Below are 13,609 nucleotides of genomic sequence, written 5' to 3' on the forward strand. Positions count from 1 at the left end.
AACCCAAATATCTGGCCCCAACCTCAGGCAGTTGATCCTGTCGGACGCGCAAGCCCAAGGAACCTCCCGACCAGTGCATCCTGATCGCCACCGTAGAAGGCTTTAGTCACTATTTCGACGTCCACGGCCTTCGCATCCCAGCGCCCCACCACCGCAAAAACAAACAGACATTCAGGACTGATCGTTGTCTTCACGTCCATGAACTTCCCTGTCTTAGGCTGCAGCAACAAATCGAAGGAAGATCTTTCACCATCAAGGGCTATGGCACGAAGTTTGGCGATGTCGGCCTCGAACACTGGATACGCGTGCGGCACGAACTTGATTTCAAGGACCACCACGATCTGGTTCTGGTCGTTGATGACCACCACATCAGGAACAAACACCCCATGTTGATCGATGGACAGCTGCGGCTCGCACAACACGGTGCAGTCCGGCAAGGCCGCCACCAGCTGCGAGTACAAGATCGCGTGCAAGGTTCTCTCCGAGTTGACCTTGCCCGCCGAGTAGCGGTCCATGGCGTGGTGCCAAGCCTTTTTGAGCACCCTGGGAAGGTCTTGAGACAGGAGAGATCTCTGTTCCTTCACCAGATTCAGTAGGCGTTGGGCTGTGTTGTAGCCAATTCGCAGCTTTCTTTGAAGCAACGAGATCGGGTAGGCCTCATCAAAAGCGAGCATCTCGTCGGCGCGCTCGATGACATCACTCGAAAACTCCGCACTGATTGACGCCGAAGGTTTGACTCCATCGCTAGATGCATCGTCACTTTGAAGGTGGTTGGACATGGTGAGCTCCTTTCTCTCCTGTATTTGACTGAGCGTCATATCTGGCGCTTGCCCGCCGCAGTGTTTGAGCCACTTCCAGTCGCAGCTCTTGCGGCTCCAGCACTTCCACACCGTCGCCCTGACTGAGGATCCACCACCGCAGCTGCCAGGTGTCCTGCACCGTGGCGGTCAGCACATGGCCATCGATGTGCTGATGCGGTGCCAGGGGCGTCTCTGAGAGCACCCGAACCAGGTAGTCGTTGATGTGAAGGCGCAAATCGATCGTCTGCTCCCCCCCGAAGTGCAGCGCGCCGCGCGAGATGAACGCATCAATGTCAAAGCCCTCTGGCCGGTGAACTGGCTCGTCCATGGCTTCAGCCTGTGCTATTCGATGCAGGGCATAGAGACGGACGTCTTCATAGTCCCAGGCGGTGGCAATCAGGTAGGACACGTGGCCCCGGTTGACCAAGCCCAGAGGGTGCAAGCGCATGTCCATTGGCTCTCGCCCCTCTATGGAGACGTAGCTGACCCTGACCTGCCGGTCCATCAGCAGCGCCTCATGAACGGCCTCCTGGACCTCGCCCCGTATGGTGGCTGGCAGCATGGGCTGCGTGGGCAACACATTACGGACCTTTTGCAGCCAGCTGGCCACATGCTGGTCAGCAGCCAGCGCTGTCATCTTCTGCCGGGCCAGAGAGAACCTGGGTTGCAGAACCTCCAGCATCGCTGCCGGCACCATGGGGCTGATGGCGTCCTGCATCAGGCACAACGACAAGGCCTCAGCCACTCCCATGGTCGGCAGGTCCACGCTGGCGCCTCGCGGCCACTTCCATCCATACGGTGCACTGGCGCCATTGCATTCCAGATGGAAGACCTCGTACAGGTCCCACAGGTCACGCTCGATCTGCCGCTTGCTCACCGCGAAACCCTGTGCGTTGAGCGCCTGTGTGAGCTCGGCAGCCGTCTTGCCCACACCGCGGGAAGGCAACAGCTTCAACAACTCCCACTGGCGGGAAAGGGTTCGGCGGGTGGTCTGGGCAGGCATGTGTTCAACGATCTGTCTGCCGCAGTATAGGATTTGACCGCGACACATTTCGTCGCAGCAATGCTCATACTTCCTTCTTGGGTGCTGTCACACCGCGTTGAATCCAGGGACTACACGCCAAAAAGGAATGCCATCCATCACCCCGCCAAGGAGAAACGTCATGCCCTCATCTGCCGACCAACAGTTGATTCATCGCATCTCGCAGCAGCTCTACCAGAACGACCCCATGAACACCTGCTGCAACGCCAACGAAGGCATGGAGGACGAATACCTGAGCCAAGCGCAAGACATCGCGCATCACTTGTCTGAAGGGGTGCCGCTTCGCGATGCGCTCATGAGGACCTTTGATCACTGGTTCTGGGAAGGATGTCTGCTGGAGGAGCAACGTCAATCCAGCCTGACGGCCCTTCTCGCATCGCTGAACGCCGTCGTCCAGGAAAAGGATGCCTGACATGGCCCATGCATTCCATTTGCACGCATCACCAGCGCCTTTGAGTGCACCGATCCCGCCTCACTCTGCCCTGCACTGCAGGACTCAGGAACTGCGCACGCTGCTGACCCGCCGGGCCTGCCCCTGTGCGGCGACCTGACAACCGCAAGAACCCCAACGGGATGGCCCGACCGTCGTCCTCAGCCACCATGCCCCTCACCCACCAAGACTTCCAGCTCAGCGCCGAGCAGCTTGCAGCGATTAACCGCTATTTCGAGGCCAAGGCGCAGGCCTTGGCCCAGTCAGGTGACCGCATCTTGTGTCCCACGCTGAATGTTCACTTCTCTTTCGCTCCGGTTTTTGGCCGCAGCGTGCGTATTTCATACGACAGCGAGACGATCCCACACGAGGTAGAGTGCCAGTGGTCCGATTCAGATTGATACTGTTGTCACCAACGCTTGCACGGTAGGGTGAAAAACAAGGTCTTGGGGCCGTGTGCACCAAGGAATAAGAACAGACTTCACAGGCAGGGACATGCATCTTCAGGTCGGATTGCTTCTGGATGGCCAGCGGGGCCATGCCCACGTCAACGAACTCGACGCACTTACCACCGGCCCGCTAGGCCTGCTGAACGTCCTGGAGACTCATCTGGGTTTGTTGCGCCAGGAACCCAGCGGCGCCGACCGGGTCCTGCAGTATCGAGAGCTGCTCAAGAAGCTCGATCACCCCGAGCGCTTCTACCACCAGAGCTTTGCCGTCGACGAGCTGGGGACGACCTCCACCTTGCTGGAATGGCGTGACCAATGGCATCTGCATGGCTGGATGCCCAACGACGTTGCAGGGCTGGCTCGCTCAGCCTCCCGGCGCCTGCGCGATATGGCCGATGTGGAGGCGCAGACCTGCGGCAAGCTGGCACCCGGCATTGGCGAGCGGCTGGCCCTGGTGGACGCCGCTCTCACCCGACTACCGGCCCGCGTCACGCGACTGAGCTTGCACGAACCGCTTTCGTGGTGGCCGCTTGCCTGGCAAAGGGTTCTTCGCCACCTGTCACCGATTGAGCCCCCCAAAGCAACTGGTGCCGCAGCATCAGACACCTTGCTGGGTGAACTGCAACGAGCCTTGCTGCGCGAAGACACAGCCACGAATGCGGCCAACGGATCGGTATCGCCGCTGCGCTGGCGCGACGACGGAACGGTACAGGTGCTCCAAGCGGAGACCGGATGGCTGGCTGCGCAAAGCCTGGCCGCCGCCTTGACCCTTGATCCTCAAGAGACCCTGATGTGCACCACGGACGTGGGGGTGCTGGACGAGATGCTTGTGGCGGCCCACTTGCCCCGTCAGGGTTTCAAGGAACCCAGCGCCTTGCGTCCGGCGCTGCAAGTGTTGCCGCTAGTGCTTGGCCAGATGTGGGCACCACTGGACCTCTACGGCTTGCTGCAATTCCTCACCCATCCCATCTGCCCGGTGCCCCGGGTGGCTCGCATCCGGCTCTCGGAGATGCTGGCGCAGTCCCCTGGCATCGGCCAGGGGCCGGCATGGGACAGGACAATGAAGCAGATCGAAGCCGACTGCGAGAAGGACGGGCTTGACTGGGCCAATGTGCGGGAGCGCATCCGCATCTGGGTGGAACATGAGCGCCACGACCCGGTGCAGGGAGCGCCCCTTCGGTTGCTGACAGACCGGCTGCATGCCCTCTCGCAGTATCTGCAGGGACGGCTGAGGGACCCAGACCCCGCCCGCCAGATGGCATTCAACAGCGGGCTGTCCCAGACACTCACCCTGCAGCGTGCCCTGCAGGCGCTGGCGTTGCAAGGCGAGACTCACATCGGTGCCCAGTCGCTGCAAACGCTGCTGTCCCAGGCCACGGCGCAAGGCGGCACCAACCCGCTGCTGGTTGCCCAGGTCGGCTCGTGCCGCACCGTCACCCACCCAGGGGCGGCCACCGAGGCGGTCGATCAGGTGCTGTGGTGGCAGATGAAGGCCCCCAGCCTGGTCCGCGCCCATCCCTGGTCTCGAACCGAGTTGGGCGACTTGCGCCAGGCCGGGGTGCATCTGCCCGAGACGAGCGATCTGCTGGCGCGTGAAGCGCGGCACTGGTTGAGCCCCATCCTGGCGGCCCGCCAGCGCCTTGTGCTGGTCCTTCCGCCGCAGGGCGAGGAAGTCCACCCGGTCTGGCTGCGGCTCGAATCCCTGTTCGAGAAGGGGCACGGGTCGAGCATCCAGTCGATGGAAGCGGCGCTGACCGACCACACGCTGCAGCCGGTGGCTCACCAGCCTTTGCCTGGCCGGCGGCGTTGGTGGACCTTGCCGGCCGAGGTTTCTGTTCCCAGGCGCGAAAAAGAGTCGTTCTCCAGCCTCGAGTCCTTCTTGTTCAACCCTTTCCTCTGGGTGCTGAAGTACCCGGCCAAGCTCAGCCCCAGCAGTATCCTGGATGTCAGTGATGGGGTGCTTCTGTATGGCAACCTGTCCCACCACCTCGTGGAGCGCTATGTGCAGCGGCCGGACGCGCTCACACTCTCCGATCCAGATTTCGGGCAGTGGTTTGACCCCGAGTTCGACGCCCTCGTCGCTCAGGAAGGTGCGGTGCTGCTGATGCCCGGGCGCCAGGAGGAGCTGGCCTCATTCAGGCGCAGGCTCAAGGTCGCCTTGCAGCAGTTGCGCCAGCAATGGCGCGCAGCCAAGGTCGTGTACATCACCTCCGAGGAAAAGCTCGAAGGTCACTTCACCGGCGGGGCCATCGGGGGATCGAGCGACCTGCTGGTCACGCGCGAGGATGGTCAGCAAGCGATCATCGACATGAAATGGGGCAGTACCACGTACGCCGACAAGCTCGCGAACAACCGGCACCTGCAGCTGGTGCTCTATGGCGAGATCGTCCGTCAGCGCACCGGCCAATGGCCCCACCTGGCGTACTTCTCGCTCAGCCAAGGCCAGCTGCTGTCCATCGACCAGTCGTTTTTCCCGCAAGCGCGGGTGGTGCGCCAGAAGAAGGAGGTTGGCGATGAGGGCCCACCCCATCTGTGGCAACGCTTTCTGGTCAGCTGGCAGTGGCGCCGCCAGCAGCTCGACCAAGGGCTGATCGAGGTGGTGCTCCGGGAGGAAGAAGACATCTCATCCGATGAGGCGCCACCAGAGGATGACCACCTTTGCCACCAGTGATAACAGCGTGCAGGAACTCATTCGCAACACCCCTGACTTGGCCGCCCACCATCTGCGTACCCGCCTGATTGGGCAAATTGCCAGTTTTGGGGGCTTGTCGCCCGCAGCACAAAACCCAGACTGGTACTTTCCTTTGGAAATTGGCAAGAGTTGGGCCAGCATGGCGGAGCATCAACCGGCCCTGTATGCCCGTTTGCAACCGCTCATGGCGCAACTGCGTGCACAGTTGCATGCGCAATTGCGCACCAGCACCAGCCCCTTAGGGCGGCTGCGCAACATGTACCGCACGCACCTGAGCATCGAGGCCATGGCCGAGGCGGAGCGCAAAGATTTGCAAGTGCAGCACAACATCCTGCAGAGTCGTTGTGAAGAGTTGCGCCTGCAACGTAACCAACTGCGCCGCCTTGAGCGGCATGTGGCGAAGCAAGGTGCGGAGATCCAAATACTGCACGATGGTTGCGTGAAAGAGGTGTCGGCATTGGCATTGCGGCGCACCGATACCTCTGGTCCGCCATGGCCTAGGCTGCGCGACTACGCGGAGCACAAAACCTGCACTGCGTTGCAAAGGAACCAACTCGTTTGGGAGCAATCCTTGCGCCACATGACGTTGGAGCCAGGCGCAACGCTGCAGCATGCGTACCGGATCGTGGAGGCGGCGGAAGCATGAGCGTGGTGGAGCAGATTCTTCAGGCGGACCGGGCCACGCTGGTCGAGCGCTGGCAGTCCCTGTTCGATCGGGAGCCCCCGGCCCATGTGCAGGTGAACCTGATCCGCCGGGTCCTGTCCTGGCATGCGCAGGACCAGATGCTGGACAACGACTGGTGTGGACCCAAGGGTGCGGCGCGCCTCAAACGTGTGCTGCGCAGCACCGCCTCAGCACCGGTGCTGGCGCCGGGCACCCGTCTTCTGCGGGAGTGGCAGGGTGTCACCCACGAGGTGCTGGTCCTGCCCCAGGGCTTTGCCCACCAGGACAAGACCTACAAGAGCCTGAGTGCGGTGGCCAAGGCCATCACCGGCACCCACTGGTCCGGGCCGGTGTTCTTCGGGGTGCGGCGCTGATGGCTACGAAACCGGTTGGATCGTCTGGGGCGCCTGCCCTGCCCTCGTTGGCTTGTGCAATCTACACGCGCAAGTCCTCCGAGGAAGGGCTGGAGCAGGACTTCAATTCGTTGCACGCGCAGCGCGAAGCCTGCGAGGCCTTCGTGCTCAGCCAGAAGGGTCTGGGCTGGAACCTGATCCCCACGGCCTACGACGACGGTGGTTTCTCGGGCGGCAACGTGGAGCGCCCGGCCCTGCGCCGCCTGATCCAGGACATCGAAGCGGGCAAGGTCAATGTGATCGTGGTCTACAAGGTGGACCGCCTGACCCGGTCCCTGGCCGACTTCGCCAAGCTGGTGGACCTGTTCGATGCCAAGGGCGTGTCCTTTGTGTCGGTCACCCAGCAGTTCAACACCACGACCTCGATGGGCCGGCTGACCCTGAACGTGTTGCTCTCGTTCGCGCAGTTCGAGCGCGAGGTGACCGGTGAACGCATCCGGGACAAGATCGCGGCGTCCAAGCGCAAGGGGCTGTGGATGGGGGGCATTCCACCCGTGGGCTACCGGGCCAAGGGCCGGACGCTGGAGGCCGATGTGGAACAGGCACCCCGGGTGCGGGAGATCTACGAGCTGTACTTGAAGCTCGGCAGCGTGACCGAGCTGGGTGAGGAGCTGCAGAAGCGCGGCTGGCTCACGCCAGAGCGGGAGCACAAGCGGCCGGGCTTCGGCGGCAACAAGCCGTTCAGCCGCGGGCACCTGTACCGGATCCTGAGCAACCCGGTCTACATCGGTCAGATGGTGCACAAGGGAGAGATGCATCCTGGGCAGCATCCGCCGCTGATCGAGAAGAGTCTGTGGGATGCCGTGCAGGCGAAGCTCGAAGCCCAGCGCAGTGGGCACAAGAGCCAGGCCCATGCGGCCCACCCCAGTCTGCTCAGCGGCAAGCTGTTTGACGAGAAAGGGCGGCGCCTGATTCCTTCGCATGCGCGCAAGGGCAACAAGCGCTACCGCTACTACGTGACACCGGCGGACGATCCCGGTGATCCCGTCCGGCTACCTGCCAACGAGATCGAGCAACTGGTGGTCCAGGCACTGAGGAACTGGGCGGCGGATGCCCAGCGGGTGGTGGACGCGGTGGGCTGGAGCGATGCCAAGGCGGCGGAAGACGCTATCTCGGCCGGGCAGAAGCTGGCACAGGCACTGGCCAAGAGCGAGCAGGAACAGCACGCCCGGGAAACGCTGGGGCGCTCTGTGGAGTCAGTGGAGGTCGGACCGACGGCAGTTCGGATCACCATCGACCTGGTGGGCGCTGATATGGTCAAGGCAGGGGTTGGTCCCGAGACTGCTCAGATTGAAATCGAAGCAGAGAGAAAACGCTGCGGCATGGCGGTGCGACTGGTCATCGGTGGCGCCAATGCCAACCGGCCACCAGAGCCCGATCAGACCATGATCCAGTTGATCAACAAGGCACGCGACTGGCTGGAGCGTCTGACCAGGCTGGGCCACGGCATCGGCGACATCGCCAAGAGCGAGAACGTCAGCCCGGGGTATGTGACTCGACTGATGCACCTGGCCCTGCTGGCGCCCGACATCACGCAGGCCATCGCGGCGGGTGATCATCCCGTCGATGTGACGGCCACCCGGTTGATGCAGGCCCTGCCCTTGCCGCTGGACTGGGCGGAGCAGCGCAAGGTGCTGGGGATGGGGTGAGGGTTTGAGGCCCCCGACACTCAGGACATGCGCCCTATGACGGAATTGCCTGAAGGGCTGTTGGGCAGCGGGAGCGGCCGGTCAGTCACTCACGCCGCAAGACCGCGCTCGGCCACGAGCGGACGGCCGGCTGGTTGCCGAACAACGGCCACTCGGCAGTTACCTGCCCGGGGACCTGCCGTCGGCTCGTCGACCTTCTACCGCCGAACTGCTCCGTCTCACAGACATCGCCCCGAATGCGTTCAGCGCCGAGAAAGCGTCGTCGAGGGCGATTCGCCGAACCGGTTGCGGTAGCTGGCGGCAAACATGCCGAGGTTGGCGTAGCCCCAGGCTTCGGCCACGTCTCGAACCTTGGTCTGTGGAGAGGCCACCAGCAGCTCTGCGCGCACGCCGTTCAGGCGGATGTCGCGCAGGCACTGCATCGGCGTGCAGCCCCTGAACTCCCGAAACGCGGCATTGAGGGTGCGCACGCTGACGCCGGCACTCCGCGCCAGTTCGCTCAAGGTGGGCGCGTGCTGAGCATGGTCTCGCATGTGCTGTTCGGCCAGCAGCACATGGCGAGGCACCAGTCGGTGCACAGTCGGCTCCTGAGGGCTCTCCAGCTGCTGTCGCCACAACGTCAACAGGTGCAGCCCGATCATCTCCTCCAGGTGTCGCCCCAGCGGACCCTGCTCCACCGCGTCCGGCATCTCGGTGATGCAGCGGCACACGTAGGACAACAGGCTGATCCAGCTGGACTGCGCACCGCCGAAGCGGAACTTGCGGGCCCACATCCGCTCATCAGCCGGCGCGCCGAACCAGCGTTCGTGGAGCGCGGCCATCGCATCATGCTGGAAGGTCAGGTTGACCTGCAGATGATGCGGATCGGCATCGAGCCAGTAGTGGGTGCGCGAGTTGTCCACGAGGAAGGCTTCGCCAACCCCCGTGTCCGCATACTCCCGCCCGCTCGACCAGTGCCGAATGGCGCCACGCAGGGTCGTGAGGACCAGGCCGGTGCCGGCCTCCGCGGCAAAACCGGTCAGGTGCACTGGCACGCCGTAGCTGAAGCGGCTGAGCGTGAAGTGCCCGATGCGGATGGCGTCGAGCACCGAGTCGGGCTGCCGCACGAGCCCGACCGGCGCCGCGTCATACGGCATGTAGACCTGCTTGCACCAGTGCTGCACCTCGTCCCAATCCGTCGACGCCACCAGACGGTGGCGGGTGCTGGGGGCACCGGTGACGTCGGTGACCAGGACGTTGCGGATCGCTTCCATGCCGGTGTACTCCTCACAGCGTGCGCCGCGGAAGTAAGCGGCTCACCGGTGATGATAGACGGCCGTCTCGAACTCCACAAAGCCTGGGTACGACGCCGTGTCCTGGAACGGCAGGATCTGGGTCGCCCAGTAGCCGCCGATCCCGCTGCTGCGGTCGATCCAGTAGAAGCAGTTGGCCAGACCGGCCCACATCAGCGAGTTGGCGGGGCGGCCCGAGGGCGTGCGCTCGCGGTTGGTCATGAAGGTGTAGGCCCATCCCTTGGCGGTGCCCGGGAAGAACTCGCCGGTGTTGCTGAGCGACGGGATCGACGTGGTCCACCCGCCAACCGACAGCCCGAGGGCGGCGAGGCCGTCCTGCGACATCTGCTGCACGGTCTCGGCCTTGAGCACACGGCCGTTCGGCCCGGCGCCGTCATTCAGGATCATGCGGATGAACTTCATGTACTCGCCCACCGTGGCGTACAGGCCATGGCCGCCCATGTCCATCGGCGGCGGATCGGGCAGCACCAGGTCGGGCAGCGGGGTCAGCTTGCCGTCGGCCGCGCGATCGTGGATCGTCACGCGCCGGGCCTTCATCGCCTCGGTCATCTGGAAACCGATCTCGTTCATGCCCAGCGGCCCGAAGATGCGCTCCTTCATCACCTCGCCCAGGCGCTTGCCGCGCTGCTGCTCGACGATGCGCCCCAGCCAGTCAATGTTGACGCCGTAGGTCCACGCAGCGCCCGGCTCGTGGAGCAGCACCGTGCGGATCGAATCGAAGCTGCTCGACACCACCGTCGGGATGTTTTTGGCCGTGCGGTACTTCAGGTCATCGGCGCTGAAGAACTCGTAGCACAGCCCCGAGGTGTGGAGCATCAGGTCGTTGACGGTGATCTTGCGCCTGGGCGCACGCGTGCGGGGCTGGCCGTCAGCGCCAAAGCCGTCGAGCACCTGGAGCTGGTCAATCTCGGGCACGTACTTGCCGGCATCGTCGGTGAGCGAGATGCGGCCTTCCTCGACCAGCTGCATGATGCAGGTGCCGGTCAGCGCCTTCGTGGTGGAGAAGATCGCAAAGACGCTGTCGGTCGTCATGGGTCGATCCTGTCCGAGCTCTCGCGTCCCGGAGGCGCCCTCGTAGAAGTTGCCATTGCGGTCCGTCGCCATGGCCACCACGCCCGGTGCGCCGCCATGGCGCTGGGTGGTTTGGGTGAGCACGCTGTCCAGCGTGGCCTTTGTCTTTGAACTCGTCACGGTATGTCTCCTTGATTGCTGCTGGTGACCGGTGCGCCGCGATGGCGTGGCATCGGCTGGAGACAAATTTATGGCGAGCACCCAGGATCGCGTGTCTGGATCTGGCGAGGCGACGTCTGGAAATGGCAGGAATTCAGCACCGGGGCGCGGGCTCGCCGGCGCCTTTGCAGGATCGGCGGCGCTCCGAGACGCCGCCCAAGGCGTCCGTCAGGCCTTCGGTGCGCCCACCTGCCGGCTTGGATCGGCCGCGGCGAAGGCCTCCAGCTGCTCGCAGGCCGCCATCACCCGCATCACGGTCGGAATGCCCGGCACGTCGATCTTGAACACGCGCATCACCGCGATGATGCTGGCCAGACAAATGTCGGCGATCGTCGGCGTGTCGCCATGGCAGAAGGTGCCGGTGCTGGGCTCGTTGATCAGCCGTTGCTCCAAGGCCTGCAAGCCCGTCGTGAACCAGTGGATCTGCCAGGCACGCCAGGCCGCATCATCGAAGCCGCTTTGGGTGGTGAGGTACTTCTTGACCCGCGGGGTGATCAACGGGTGCGTGTCCGCCGCCAGCATGGCAGCCAGTGAGCGCACCCGAGCGCGGCCGTGCGCATCAGTCGGCAGCAGCGCGGGCGTCGGAAAGCTTTCCTCGATGAATTCCAGGATGGCCAGCGACTGCGTCAGGGGCGTCTGCGGCTGACCCGGACCGTGGTCCACGAGCGCCGGAATCGCGCCCATCGGGTTGATCTTGAGGAAAGCCTCGCTGCGCTGCTCGCCGGCATCGAGGTTGATGGTGTGCTCCTGCGGCGTCACGCCCTTGAGGTTGAAGGCGACGCGGACGCGGTAGGTCGCGGAGGTGCGCCAAAAAGAGAAGAGCTCAAATCGGGCGGTGTTGGTCATGGGAGTCCTGTTAGCAGGGTGCGAGCTATCGCCTGTAGAAGCAGCGTGGGTGCGTACGGGCCGGATTGTGGGTGATTGCACGTGGTGTCTGCGACTACGGAGCGATTGCGAACCGACTCACAGCTCAACCAGGTCGCATTATGAACCGCCCCGGGTTTCGTGGAGGCCGGTTGGTTTAAGTCAGGCCACCACCATGGAGGTCTGACTGGCGAGTTGCCGGTAGTAGTTTGCCTCAGCTTCTGCGGGCGGTATGTATCCGATGGGGCCAAGCAGCCTGTGATGGTTGAACCAGGACACCCATTCCAGCGTGGCCAGTTCCACCGATTCGCGGGTTGGCCATGACCGGCGGTGGATCACCTCGGCCTTGTACAACCCGTTGATCGTCTCGGCCAGGGCGTTGTCATAGCTGTCACCTTTACTGCCCACCGAAGGCTCAATGCCAGCTTCCGAGAGCCGTTCGCTGTAGCGGATAGAAACGTATTGGGACCCCCTATCGGAATGGTGAATCAGTGCGCCATCACGCTCGGGTTGCCGGGCATACAGCGCCTGCTCCAGGGCATCCAGAACGAATTCCGTGTGCATGGAACTGCTGACTCGCCAGCCCACGATGCGCCGGGCATACACGTCGATCACGAAGGCCACGTACAACCAGCCTTGCCAGGTTGAAACGTAGGTGAAGTCCGAGACCCAGAGCTGGTTGGGCCGCTCTGCCTTGAACTGTCGGTTGACCCGGTCCAGCGGGCATGGCGCCTTCATGTCGCTGATAGTGGTGCGCACCACCTTGCCGCGGCGCACGCCCTGCAAGCCCAGGCGCTTCATCAAGCGCTCGACCGTGCAGCGAGCAATGGCGACTCCCTCTCGGTTCATCTGCTTCCAGACCTTGTCGGCGCCGTAGACCCGCATGTTGGCCTGCCAGACGCGTTCAATGTGCGGCACCAAGGTGTCGTCACGCTGATTTCGCTGACAGCGCAGTTCGGGATTGCGTTGGTGAGCGGCGTGGCGCCAATAGCCTGACGGGGCGATCTGCAGCACCTTGCAGATCGACTCGACCCCGTAGGCCTGTCGATGCTGATCGATGAAGTCCTTCAGGACTTCAGACGGCGGTCGAGCTCCGCCTGGGCGAAAAACGCGCTGGCCAGCTTCAAGATCTCGTTGGCTTTGCGCAGTTCTTTGACCTCGCGCTCCAGCGCCTTCATCTGTTCACGTTCGGATGTCGTGATGCCGTCGCGCACGCCGGCATCGATCTGGTCGCGCTTGACCCATTCGTTGAGGGTCTGGGGCACGCAGCCGATCTTGGGGGCGATGGATTCGATGGCGGCCCACAGCGAGGGGTACTCGCCTCGGTGCTCCTGCACCATGCGAACAGCGCGTTCGCGGACCTCGGGTGAAAACTGGTTCGACTTCTTGCTCATGGCTCAATCCTCTCAGAGAAAAGAGCCTCCTCAAAACCCGGGGCGGTTCATTACATGCCGGCGATGACAGCTTCGTAGAAGGCGCCACGCGCGGCTTTGGATCTGGGCGATGGCCGGTATGGGTCGGAAGCCGCCTGTGTTCGAACTGTGACCACAGACTGCTCCCAGCCTTATCCTGCCTCACGGACGTGATGTCGTTCCAAGCCGAAATCGCTTGCCGCTGGAGTGATTTCAACCTCTCCCTCGAAAAGAGGTGCGGTCGCAAAAAGCCGGATGTCACGCCCACAGCGCAGTTGCTCAAGGTCGCACGACGTGGTTAAACCTTGAGATCGAATTCAGACAGGCCACGCGCGTCGGGTAGAGCACCCATCGACGCCTCCATTCTTGATCAGTGATTTGGGTGACCGTCACTGACCCATCACCGTTCATCGACATGAAGGCCTGGATGTTGGGGCCAGCGAGTTCTCTCACCCATTCCGCGGGTGTCGTTGTTGTGTTGCAGTCGCTCTCATTGAGGTTGGAGACGGACCATTGGAGTGGTTCGGGCTCGTACTTGGGTTTCGGCTTGCTGCTGTTGATTCGTGCGCTGGTTCCCATGATGAAAACAATGAATGCCAGGACGATGGCGGCGTAGATCTTGTCTGAGTTCATGGTGCGTTGAGGTCGTTGGGTGTTAGCCAATTCGTTTTG

At 63.1% G+C, this 13,609-nt stretch carries 13 protein-coding genes and 1 other annotated feature; of the genes, 6 read left to right on the forward strand and 7 right to left on the reverse strand.

Annotated features, from left to right (window positions below; all coding sequences use genetic code 11):
- Positions 1-23: 23 nt before the first annotated feature.
- Together DD542_RS07820 and DD542_RS07825 are read right to left on the reverse strand one after the other, a co-directional pair.
- A complete protein-coding gene (locus tag DD542_RS07820; RefSeq protein WP_164868363.1) occupies positions 24-779 on the reverse strand; it encodes a hypothetical protein in 756 nt (251 codons plus the stop codon).
- The gene (locus DD542_RS07825; RefSeq protein ID WP_164868364.1) at positions 757-1,803 is read right to left on the reverse strand and encodes a WYL domain-containing protein; all 1,047 of its coding nucleotides are present in this window, start codon (positions 1,801-1,803) and stop codon (positions 757-759) included. The genes DD542_RS07820 and DD542_RS07825 overlap by 23 nt, the downstream gene beginning before the upstream one ends.
- Before the next feature lie 160 nt (positions 1,804-1,963).
- Between DD542_RS07825 and DD542_RS07830 the strand changes: the two genes are divergently transcribed.
- The 6 genes from DD542_RS07830 to DD542_RS07855 all read left to right on the forward strand — a co-directional run bounded on the left by DD542_RS07830 (position 1,964) and on the right by DD542_RS07855 (position 8,139).
- Positions 1,964-2,254 carry a hypothetical protein gene (locus tag DD542_RS07830; RefSeq protein ID WP_127804884.1) on the forward strand — a complete coding sequence of 97 codons (291 nt, stop codon included), beginning with the start codon at positions 1,964-1,966 and terminating at the stop codon, positions 2,252-2,254.
- Between the two features lie 188 nt (positions 2,255-2,442).
- Complete coding sequence (locus tag DD542_RS07835; protein WP_127804886.1) at positions 2,443-2,673, forward strand: hypothetical protein; 231 nt, start codon at positions 2,443-2,445, stop codon at positions 2,671-2,673.
- 94 nt (positions 2,674-2,767) lie between these two features.
- Complete coding sequence (locus DD542_RS07840) at positions 2,768-5,392, forward strand: PD-(D/E)XK nuclease family protein (RefSeq protein WP_127804888.1); 2,625 nt, start codon at positions 2,768-2,770, stop codon at positions 5,390-5,392.
- The gene (locus DD542_RS07845) at positions 5,370-6,059 is read left to right on the forward strand and encodes a hypothetical protein (RefSeq protein ID WP_127804890.1); all 690 of its coding nucleotides are present in this window, start codon (positions 5,370-5,372) and stop codon (positions 6,057-6,059) included. Before DD542_RS07840 ends, DD542_RS07845 begins: the two co-directional genes overlap by 23 nt.
- Positions 6,056-6,451, forward strand: coding sequence for a DUF2924 domain-containing protein (locus DD542_RS07850; RefSeq protein WP_127804893.1), 396 nt, complete (start codon positions 6,056-6,058; stop codon positions 6,449-6,451). The genes DD542_RS07845 and DD542_RS07850 overlap by 4 nt, the downstream gene beginning before the upstream one ends.
- On the forward strand, positions 6,451-8,139 hold the full coding sequence (locus DD542_RS07855) for a recombinase family protein (RefSeq protein ID WP_127804896.1): 1,689 nt from the start codon (positions 6,451-6,453) through the stop codon (positions 8,137-8,139). The genes DD542_RS07850 and DD542_RS07855 overlap by 1 nt, the downstream gene beginning before the upstream one ends.
- Positions 8,140-8,381: 242 nt before the next feature.
- On the opposite strand, the gene DD542_RS07860 is transcribed toward DD542_RS07855, so the two are convergent.
- The 5 genes from DD542_RS07860 to DD542_RS07880 all read right to left on the reverse strand — a co-directional run bounded on the left by DD542_RS07860 (position 8,382) and on the right by DD542_RS07880 (position 13,570).
- The gene (locus DD542_RS07860; RefSeq protein WP_087864358.1) at positions 8,382-9,392 is read right to left on the reverse strand and encodes an AraC family transcriptional regulator; all 1,011 of its coding nucleotides are present in this window, start codon (positions 9,390-9,392) and stop codon (positions 8,382-8,384) included.
- Positions 9,393-9,434: 42 nt separating this feature from the next.
- Positions 9,435-10,622 (reverse strand): serine hydrolase domain-containing protein, encoded by a 1,188-nt coding sequence (locus tag DD542_RS07865; protein WP_127804898.1) that lies wholly within the window; start codon positions 10,620-10,622, stop codon positions 9,435-9,437.
- Positions 10,623-10,829: 207 nt separating this feature from the next.
- The gene (maiA, locus tag DD542_RS07870) at positions 10,830-11,507 is read right to left on the reverse strand and encodes a maleylacetoacetate isomerase (RefSeq protein WP_087864359.1); all 678 of its coding nucleotides are present in this window, start codon (positions 11,505-11,507) and stop codon (positions 10,830-10,832) included.
- Between the two features lie 180 nt (positions 11,508-11,687).
- Positions 11,688-12,919, reverse strand: a protein-coding gene (locus DD542_RS07875) for an IS3 family transposase (RefSeq protein WP_241559720.1) whose coding sequence is annotated in 2 segments (ribosomal slippage) — positions 11,688-12,625 and positions 12,625-12,919 — 1,233 coding nt in all. Because the reading frame shifts where the segments join, the coding sequence is not laid out codon by codon here.
- Positions 12,522-12,638: a sequence feature (AL1L pseudoknot), on the reverse strand. It overlaps the preceding gene by 117 nt.
- A gap of 297 nt (positions 12,920-13,216) precedes the next feature.
- Positions 13,217-13,570: a hypothetical protein gene (locus DD542_RS07880; protein ID WP_127804904.1), complete on the reverse strand. Its 354-nt coding sequence runs from the start codon at positions 13,568-13,570 to the stop codon at positions 13,217-13,219.
- Positions 13,571-13,609 lie beyond the last annotated feature (39 nt).

It is taken from the genome of Hydrogenophaga sp. NH-16 (assembly GCF_004006415.1).
GTDB lineage: Bacteria > Pseudomonadota > Gammaproteobacteria > Burkholderiales > Burkholderiaceae_C > Hydrogenophaga > Hydrogenophaga pseudoflava.

Excerpts from the sequence above, each read along its gene's own strand:
- DD542_RS07820 (WP_164868363.1), bottom strand. The coding sequence starts at position 779 with ATGTCCAACCACCTTCAAAGTGACGATGCATCTAGCGATGGAGTCAAA.
- DD542_RS07825 (WP_164868364.1), bottom strand. The coding sequence starts at position 1,803 with ATGCCTGCCCAGACCACCCGCCGAACCCTTTCCCGCCAGTGGGAGTTG.
- DD542_RS07830 (WP_127804884.1), top strand. The coding sequence starts at position 1,964 with ATGCCCTCATCTGCCGACCAACAGTTGATTCATCGCATCTCGCAGCAG.
- DD542_RS07835 (WP_127804886.1), top strand. The coding sequence starts at position 2,443 with ATGCCCCTCACCCACCAAGACTTCCAGCTCAGCGCCGAGCAGCTTGCA.
- DD542_RS07840 (WP_127804888.1), top strand. The coding sequence starts at position 2,768 with ATGCATCTTCAGGTCGGATTGCTTCTGGATGGCCAGCGGGGCCATGCC.
- DD542_RS07845 (WP_127804890.1), top strand. The coding sequence starts at position 5,370 with ATGACCACCTTTGCCACCAGTGATAACAGCGTGCAGGAACTCATTCGC.
- DD542_RS07850 (WP_127804893.1), top strand. The coding sequence starts at position 6,056 with ATGAGCGTGGTGGAGCAGATTCTTCAGGCGGACCGGGCCACGCTGGTC.
- DD542_RS07855 (WP_127804896.1), top strand. The coding sequence starts at position 6,451 with ATGGCTACGAAACCGGTTGGATCGTCTGGGGCGCCTGCCCTGCCCTCG.
- DD542_RS07860 (WP_087864358.1), bottom strand. The coding sequence starts at position 9,392 with ATGGAAGCGATCCGCAACGTCCTGGTCACCGACGTCACCGGTGCCCCC.
- maiA (WP_087864359.1), bottom strand. The coding sequence starts at position 11,507 with ATGACCAACACCGCCCGATTTGAGCTCTTCTCTTTTTGGCGCACCTCC.
- DD542_RS07880 (WP_127804904.1), bottom strand. The coding sequence starts at position 13,570 with ATGAACTCAGACAAGATCTACGCCGCCATCGTCCTGGCATTCATTGTT.